Source organism: Bacillus sp. PPSBB_2 (assembly GCF_045291115.1).
Lineage (GTDB): Bacteria > Bacillota > Bacilli > Bacillales > Bacillaceae_G > Bacillus_A > Bacillus_A cereus.
In genome coordinates, this window is the sequence record NZ_CP147983.1 from 2,772,793 (window position 1) to 2,780,727 (window position 7,935).

Sequence of the window (7,935 nt, forward strand, 5' to 3'; positions counted from 1 at the left end):
GAACTACCGTTGCAACACATTTTAATTATTGAGGATGAGGAAAGTTTAGCAGATTTTCTAGAATTAGAACTAAAATATGAAGGGTATAAAGTAGATATACAACTAGATGGAAGAAAAGGGTTAAGCGCAGCACTTGAAAAGAATTACGATCTCATTTTGCTTGATTTAATGCTGCCTGGATTAAATGGACTAGAGGTATGTCGTCGACTAAGAGCGACTAAAAATACACCCATTATTATGCTGACTGCTCGTGATAGTATTATGGACCGTGTGACAGGTTTAGATAGTGGAGCGGATGATTATCTTCCGAAACCATTTGCAATTGAAGAACTGTTAGCACGTATGAGAGTGATATTTAGAAGAGAAGAACATATTGAAAACAAGCAGGTTTCATTTCTTACATTCAAAGATTTGCAGCTTCAGATTGAATCTCGAACTATAACTAAAGGAAATGAAGAAATTGAACTTACAAATAAAGAATTCGAGTTATTGCTTATGTTTATGAAAAATATTAATCGCGTACTTACTCGTGATGTTTTACTGGATCAAGTATGGGGATATGATGCAATTGTTGAGACAAATATTGTTGATGTATATGTTCGTTATTTGCGAAATAAGTTACATAGTGTAGATAAGGAGGAGTATATCCAAACAGTGCGTGGTGCGGGATATATAATGAAATGATAAAAAATATAATGTTTCGAATTCGAAATCTACCTATAAAGTGGAAACTAACACTTTGGTCCACTACACTAGTATTTATTTTATTCATCTTATATAGTGCTTTGCAGTTTATTGTAATTAATAAGTGGACTATAGATTATGAACAGAAACAAATAAATAGGCAAGTGACGGAAATAGCGGCATATTTCCAAGATAAAAATGATACCCTTTCGAGTAAAACATTTAAAAACAGTAAAGATTTTCTAAACAATATGATTGATAAGCATCAAATGATTCGTATTATTGACATGGATGGGGAGCCGATTATTACTGTTTCACGAGATTTTAATGAAACGTGGATAAAGCCGAAACAGGTTATAAAAGATGAGGCATTTATAAAAAGGCATTTAGAAGATCGAATATTAGTTAAGCGCATACCAATTAAAACGAAAGAGTTTACTGGAACTATTGAACTTACGAAAAACCTAGAGACATTTGATTATTTATTAAAAGTTATTTTAGTGGTAATGCTTATTGCTGGAATATTTGGATTGATATTTAGTTTTTTAGGTGGGATTCTTATAACGAAGAAACTATTATCAAGTGTTCAAAATATAACAGATACGATGAAACGTATTAAAAAGAATGGACTAAATGAACGGGTTCCAGTACGAGAAAATAATGATGAGCTTGCAAAATTATCATTTCTCTTTAACGAGATGATGGATGAAGTAGAAACTTCTTTTACACAACAGAAACAGTTTGTCGAAGACGCATCTCATGAACTAAGAACACCGTTAACAATTATTCATGGTCACTTAGCGATGTTAAACCGATGGGGGAAAAATGATCCAGCAGTATTAGATAAATCTCTTCAATCTAGTTTAAAGGAAGTAGATCGTTTAAATAAATTAGTTTCAGAATTGCTAGAACTATCAAGAGCTGAATCTGAACAATTGCATCCAATAGCAGCTGAGCCAGTCCATGTAAATAGCGTATTAAAACATGTTACACAAAACTTTGTAGTACTCCAAAGTGATTTTCAATTTGATATGAAATTCGGGTATGACGAGGCTTATGTGTCAATGCCATCATCTTACTTAGAACAAATTATTATTATCATAATGGATAATGCAGTTAAGTATACAAAAGAGGTTAATAAATATATTTGCATAGAATCCAGTTTACAATCAGGGAAAGTTAAAATTCGTGTAATAGATCATGGAGCGGGAATACCTGAATCCGATTTACCATTTGTTCTTAATCGGTTTTACCGAGTTGACAAAGCGAGAAGTCGAAAACAAGGTGGAAACGGACTAGGTTTGTCTATTGCAAAACGACTTGTAGAAAAATATAACGGAGCTATTAAAATAGAGAGTAAAGAAAATGAAGGAACAATCGTTACGATTACATTACCATGTATAATAAAATAAGCCTTCAAAGAAGGGGTGCTTCTTGCATTCCTTCTTTTTTTACGATCAAATCATTTTGTTTATTTCGAAATTTCTAGTACATTAAAATTATTAAGGGGGAATAATAATGAAAGCTATCGTACATCAATATAAAACTGGATTTGACGGTGTAGAATATAAAATATCACCTGAGAGAGCACTTAATGATGGGGAAGTTAAAGTGAAGTTAAAATCAGCAGGCTTAAATCATCGGGATTTATTTATTATGAATAATAGAAAAGAAATGCAATTACCTTTAATCTTAGGATCAGATGGTGCAGGTATTGTTACGGAAATTGGAAACGGTGTTTCTGATAACATATTACATACAGAAGTTATTATTAATCCTAGTATTGGATGGGAACATGCTACTGAAGTACCGGAGTTACCGGAAGTGCTAGGTGGACCGAAAGATGGAACGTTTGCTGAATATGTAATTGTACCAGCTGAAAATGTAGTAGAAAAGCCGTCATATCTTACTTGGGAAGAATCAGGTGTTTTATCTTTATCCGCATTAACTGCATATAGGGCGCTTTTTACAAAAGGGAGATTGAAGTGCGGCGAACACGTTTTAATTCCGGGAATAGGCGGTGGTGTTGCTACATTTGCCATGTTATTCGCGAAAGCAATTGGCGCAAAAGTGAGTGTTACTTCAAGGGTAGAGAATAAAAGGGAACTTGCTGCAAAATATGGTGCAGATATTTCTTTTCATAGTGCCGGAAATTGGGAAGAGAGCTTACAAGGTGAAAAAGTTGATTTAATAATAGATAGTATAGGTCCGGCAACTTTTTTGAAATATTTTGATGTATTAAAACCAAATGGAAGAATCGTGAATTTTGGTGCAAGCTCAGGAGATAAAATAGAATTACCATTACGCGCGCTATTTTACAATCAAATTGATATTATGGGAACATCCATGGGTAGCCGTGAGGAATTTAATGAGATGATAAAGTTTATAGAAAAACATCAAATTAAACCAATTATTGATAAAGTTTACTCGTTAGAAGAAGCAATTCGAGCACTAAGCCGTATGGAACATGGAGAACAATTCGGAAATATTGTTCTTCAAATGAATTAAAAAATATGATTTTGCAATTAGTATATTTAAATGAACATGTTCTGTATTCCAAACATGAAAAAAATACGAAACACCTTATTATAAAGGTTTACCGGCTTTATACATAAATAGCGTATAAAATTTGTTTTATAATTGTCACATGAGTAATAGTAAAATGAGAATTATATGAGAAAAGTTTAAGCCCATTTTCATAATGGTATTGTATACTGTGTAAATCAAGAACACTTGTAAGTAGGGAGAGAGTATTATGAATTACACAGTATTTCAGTGGTTTAATAATTTTGCTGATTCATCTAAACTATTAGATACGTTAATGGTTGCTATTACAAATAGCGCTGCATACGTAGCCATTTTATTTATGCTTATCTTATGGTTTAACAATGGCAAGAAAGAGAAGGCAATTAGAAAACAATATACAGTTTTATATACGACGCTTTCGGTTATTATTGCATTAGTAGTAAACGTTCTTATACACGCGGTATATTACCATCCGCGTCCGTTTGTATCACATGATGTACATCAATTAGTACCACACGCAGCAGATTCATCATTTGTTAGTGATCATTCTGTACTTGTATTTTCAATTGCCTTCGTATTTATTCTTAGAGGAGAAAAACTGAAATATATCGCGCTATTATGGGCAGTATTAGTTGGTATATCACGTATGTATGTAGGTGTTCATTATCCTTTAGATATACTTGGTGCAGCTTTCATAACACTTGTTACGAGCGGTTTAGTAATGCAAAGTACACGGATGTTTGAACCAATAGCGAAATTCGTATTCAAAATGTATGCATTAGTAGCGAAACGAATTCCTTTCTTAGCAAAATATAACCATATCGCATAATTTACTATAAAAAGTTCCCCTTTGGACATCCAGAGGGGAACTTTTTATAGTAAATACGAAAAGAGTTTAGAGTGCTCTGTAATTAAGTTGCATGGATTAATATTCTGAAATTTCACGCACCGTATTTAAAATATATAAAATAATGAAACAAAATAACAACAGTTAGTTTTACATTGTTTTAAAGGAATTAAAAAGAAAACTTCGAAACATATAGTATCACAAACAAAAAATACAAATTTTAAACCGCATCTTCGTACGAATCCATTCCAAAAGAGAGGAGATAAGCATGCAAAAACTTCAAACGAATAAAGGCGCTCGATATATGATGATTGCTTTTATTGTTTTGTTTCTTATTATGATTTTGCGTATATTCTATATTCAGGCAGTAGGAGTCGTGCATAATGTGAATGTAAAGGATCTCGCGAATGAACAACATAATAAAAAAGGTGTTTTAGAAGCGAATCGTGGCACTATCTATGACCAAACGGGAAAGGTGTTAGTACAAGATTCTACAACATATCGAGTTGTTGTGAATTTAAAAGGAAAAGATAAAGTGAAAAATAAAGATGAAACCGCACAACAATTAGCCGATGTACTTGAAATTGATAAAGAAGAAGTATTAAAAAACTTTCATGAGAGGCGTACGCAAGTTGAAATTGGGAAAATTGGACGAAACTTATCTAGGGAAAAGAAGGAAAAAATTAATGATTTAAAAATACCAGGTGTATCTTTTATGTCGGAAAAAGCAAGAGTGTATCCGAATGAAGACTTTGCATCCTATATACTTGGTTTTGCTAGACCAGATGATAAAGGGAATACGGAGGGAAAGTTTGGGCTTGAAAAGAGTTTGGATAAATATTTGCGCTCTACAAACGGGAATATAGAATATGTGGGTACACGAAGAGGGATTCCGCTTACAAATGATATAGGTAAAGTAGAACCTGCTAAAAATGGAAATAACGTATATTTAACACTTGATAAACAAATTAATAGCTTTTTAGAAGAAGCGATGAACAAAGCACAAGAGCATTATGATCCGTCTATGTTAATTGGAATTATTGCTGATCCAAAAACAGGCAAGGTTTTAGCGATGTCTAGTAAACCTAGTTACAATCCTAATGTAGGTGATATCGAATACTTTTTAAATGATCCGATTGCAAATGCATATGAACCAGGTTCAACAATGAAAGTTTTTACGTTAGCGGCTGCCATTAATGAAGGTGTATATAACGGCAAAGAATATTTTCAATCTGGAAAATATTCCGTTGGTTCATCTGATATAAAAGATCATAATGGTGGATTTGGATGGGGATCAATTACATTTGATGAAGGTTTTGAAAGGTCATCAAACGTAGCTTTTTCTATTTTAGAAGATCAGTTACTGAAACCAAATAAATTTAAGCAATATATGAATAAATTTGGATTCAATCAAAAAACAGGAATAGATTTACCTGGAGAAAGTAAAAATACTTTATTATTAAATACGCAAATTCAACAGGTTACAACTTCTTTTGGTCAAGGTTCTACAGTAACTCCGATTCAATTAATCCAAGCGGCTACTGCTATAGCAAATGACGGGAAAATGATGCAACCATATATCCTTGATAAAGTTGTAAATCCAACAAACAAGGAAGTTATTATGGAAAATCAACCGAAAGAAATTGGGAATCCGATAAAAAAAGAAACAGCGGACAAAGTTAGAAGCTTAATGGAGCGTGTTATAACATCTTCAAAAGGAACTGGTACAATGTATAAAGTGGATGGTTATCCAATTGGAGGTAAGACAGGAACAGCACAAATACCGAATCCTGAAAACGGCCGATATATGGAAGGGAAAGAGAATTACATTTTCTCCTTTTTAGGAATGGCTCCAATTGATGATCCGGAGTTAATCGTATACTTAGCTATTAAGCAGCCAAAGTTAAAAGGAGATGAGTATGGAGCTCAGCCTCTTGCTGAAATATTTAAACCTGTTACAAAAAACAGCCTTGAATATTTAAAGGTGAAACCGTATACAGAAAAACAAATAGCTGATGCAACGAAACAATCACAATTAAAAGTACAAAATTATGTAAATCAATCGATGGGTACAGCAGAAAAAAGTGTAGAAAAAGAGAAGCTACAGCCAATAATTTTAGGAGAAGGAAAAATAATAAAACAATATCCACAGTCTGGCGAGGTCATGAGTGAAGGGGATCGTATATTTTTATTGGGGAATAACGCACAAATGCCAAATATAAAAGGTTGGTCCATGCGTGATGTTATGTATTTCTCTAAGCTTTTGAAATTAGATTTGAAAACTTCTGGTACGGGTTATGTAACGAGCCAAAGTATTGAAAAAGGACAAGATTTACAAGAAGGAGATACACTAGAACTAGAATTAGAACCGCCGTTACAACCGTTAACAGAGGCGAATACGAATTAATTCAGGTATTTGGAAGGAGCTATATGCAAATGGCTCTTTCTTTAGAGCTGTAAATAATTTCACGCACCGTAATTTTTAGAAAAAACAATAAATAAATGAATTAACAGAGACATGTTATTAAATATCTGATTATTTTTTATTTACAGTTAAAAATAATTGTGATAATATGGAAAAAAATAAATGCAGTGAAGAGAAGAGTAAATAAAATGAATTTTTCACAGAGAGCTCCATGTAGCTGAAAAGGAGTAAAAATTCTTTATTGAACCAAGCCTCTGAGCAGCACATCGGAACCTATTATTAGGGAATGGTGTGACGGGAGCTCCCGTTATAGAGCTATGGTATAAGCATGAATTAGAATGCAGTACCTGATAGGGTTAGTATGGTGACATATTAACAAACTAGGGTGGCACCGCGATGATAAATCTCGTCCCTAAGATTAAAAGTCTTGGGGGTGGGATTTTTTTATTGTTGTAAAACAATTTTGAAAGCGGGGGCCAAAAATGAAAAATTTACTTAAAGATTGGAAATATCCTTTATTACTATTGTCCGGAGTTGGTATTGCGAATTTAGGGGCATGGATTTACTTAATAGCACTGAATGTACTTGTCTATAATATGGGTGGCTCAGCCTTAGCTGTTGCTACTTTATATGTAATAAAACCATTAGCCACTTTATTTACAAACGCTTGGTCTGGGAGTATGATTGATCGTTTAAATAAACGGAAATTAATGATTCACCTCGATATATATCGTGCGTTATTTATCGCTATTTTACCTTTACTTCCGTCACTTTGGATTGTTTATGTATTCGTATTCTTTATAAGTATGGCCAGTGCAATTTATGAGCCAACTGCTATGACGTATATGACGAAATTAATTCCAGTAGAGCAAAGACAACGTTTCAACTCATTACGTACTTTAATAGGATCTGGTGCATCATTAATTGGACCAGCAGTAGCGGGGGGATTATTAATTGCAGGTACACCAGAGTTTGCTATATATATGAATGCTATAGCATTTCTCTTATCAGGATTCATTACATTACTTTTACCGAATCTTGATAAGAAAGAAGATTCGGATACAACTAGTAATACATTATCACTTACAGAGGGTGTTGCAAAACTAAAATAAACATGCAATGTTATGAATCAGAAAAACTAGCTGAACATGCAATAGATAGCGATTTTGACCATACCAACGTGGCTGTTCCAACCCTTTATCTTTGAGTTTACTAAACTGTTGTTCAATTTTCCTACGTTCTTTCATCAATTGTTTACCAAAGATAGTTTGTATAAAATGAGATAATACACGACGATGTGTACTCTTATTTTGTTCACCATTCCTAGGATTGATTGGATTCATGGCAAAGATGTTACATGTTCGTGCAATTTCATAAATACGTTGACTATCGTAAGCAGCATCTGCAACGGAAAATAACACATTTTGATCTTTTATATCCTGAAGCAATACAG

Annotated in this window: 6 protein-coding genes, 1 pseudogene and 1 other annotated feature; of the genes and pseudogenes, 6 read left to right on the forward strand and 1 reads right to left on the reverse strand. The window is 33.3% G+C overall.

What is annotated here, in order from left to right; all coding sequences use genetic code 11:
* Positions 1-9 precede the first annotated feature (9 nt).
* The 6 genes and pseudogenes from V6946_RS13885 to V6946_RS13910 form a co-directional block, all read left to right on the forward strand.
* A complete protein-coding gene (locus V6946_RS13885) occupies positions 10-684 on the forward strand; it encodes a response regulator transcription factor (protein ID WP_001163828.1) in 675 nt (224 codons plus the stop codon).
* Positions 681-2,096: a HAMP domain-containing histidine kinase gene (locus V6946_RS13890; protein ID WP_366982064.1), complete on the forward strand. Its 1,416-nt coding sequence runs from the start codon at positions 681-683 to the stop codon at positions 2,094-2,096. The genes V6946_RS13885 and V6946_RS13890 overlap by 4 nt, the downstream gene beginning before the upstream one ends.
* 106 nt (positions 2,097-2,202) lie before the next feature.
* Positions 2,203-3,192 (forward strand): zinc-binding dehydrogenase, encoded by a 990-nt coding sequence (locus V6946_RS13895; protein ID WP_006916270.1) that lies wholly within the window; start codon positions 2,203-2,205, stop codon positions 3,190-3,192.
* A gap of 247 nt (positions 3,193-3,439) precedes the next feature.
* Positions 3,440-4,039, forward strand: coding sequence for an undecaprenyl-diphosphatase (locus V6946_RS13900; RefSeq protein ID WP_006916269.1), 600 nt, complete (start codon positions 3,440-3,442; stop codon positions 4,037-4,039).
* A 286-nt stretch (positions 4,040-4,325) separates the two neighbouring features.
* Entirely contained in the window at positions 4,326-6,464 is a 2,139-nt protein-coding gene (locus V6946_RS13905) for a penicillin-binding protein (protein WP_006916263.1), read from the forward strand.
* 176 nt (positions 6,465-6,640) lie between these two features.
* Positions 6,641-6,899, forward strand: a binding site (T-box leader).
* Positions 6,900-6,964: 65 nt separating this feature from the next.
* Positions 6,965-7,570: pseudogene (locus V6946_RS13910) on the forward strand (MFS transporter); the annotation flags it as partial.
* Positions 7,571-7,585: 15 nt separating this feature from the next.
* Here the strand turns inward: V6946_RS13910 and V6946_RS13915 are convergent.
* The coding region (locus tag V6946_RS13915) for a transposase (RefSeq protein WP_406622056.1) at positions 7,586-7,935 on the reverse strand (350 nt) is incomplete at its 5' end.

What these genes read in the sequence shown, in the direction of transcription:
- V6946_RS13900 (WP_006916269.1), top strand. Translation starts at nt 3,440, where the DNA reads ATGAATTACACAGTATTTCAGTGGTTTAATAATTTTGCTGATTCATCT.
- V6946_RS13905 (WP_006916263.1), top strand. Translation starts at nt 4,326, where the DNA reads ATGCAAAAACTTCAAACGAATAAAGGCGCTCGATATATGATGATTGCT.
- V6946_RS13890 (WP_366982064.1), top strand. Translation starts at nt 681, where the DNA reads ATGATAAAAAATATAATGTTTCGAATTCGAAATCTACCTATAAAGTGG.
- V6946_RS13895 (WP_006916270.1), top strand. Translation starts at nt 2,203, where the DNA reads ATGAAAGCTATCGTACATCAATATAAAACTGGATTTGACGGTGTAGAA.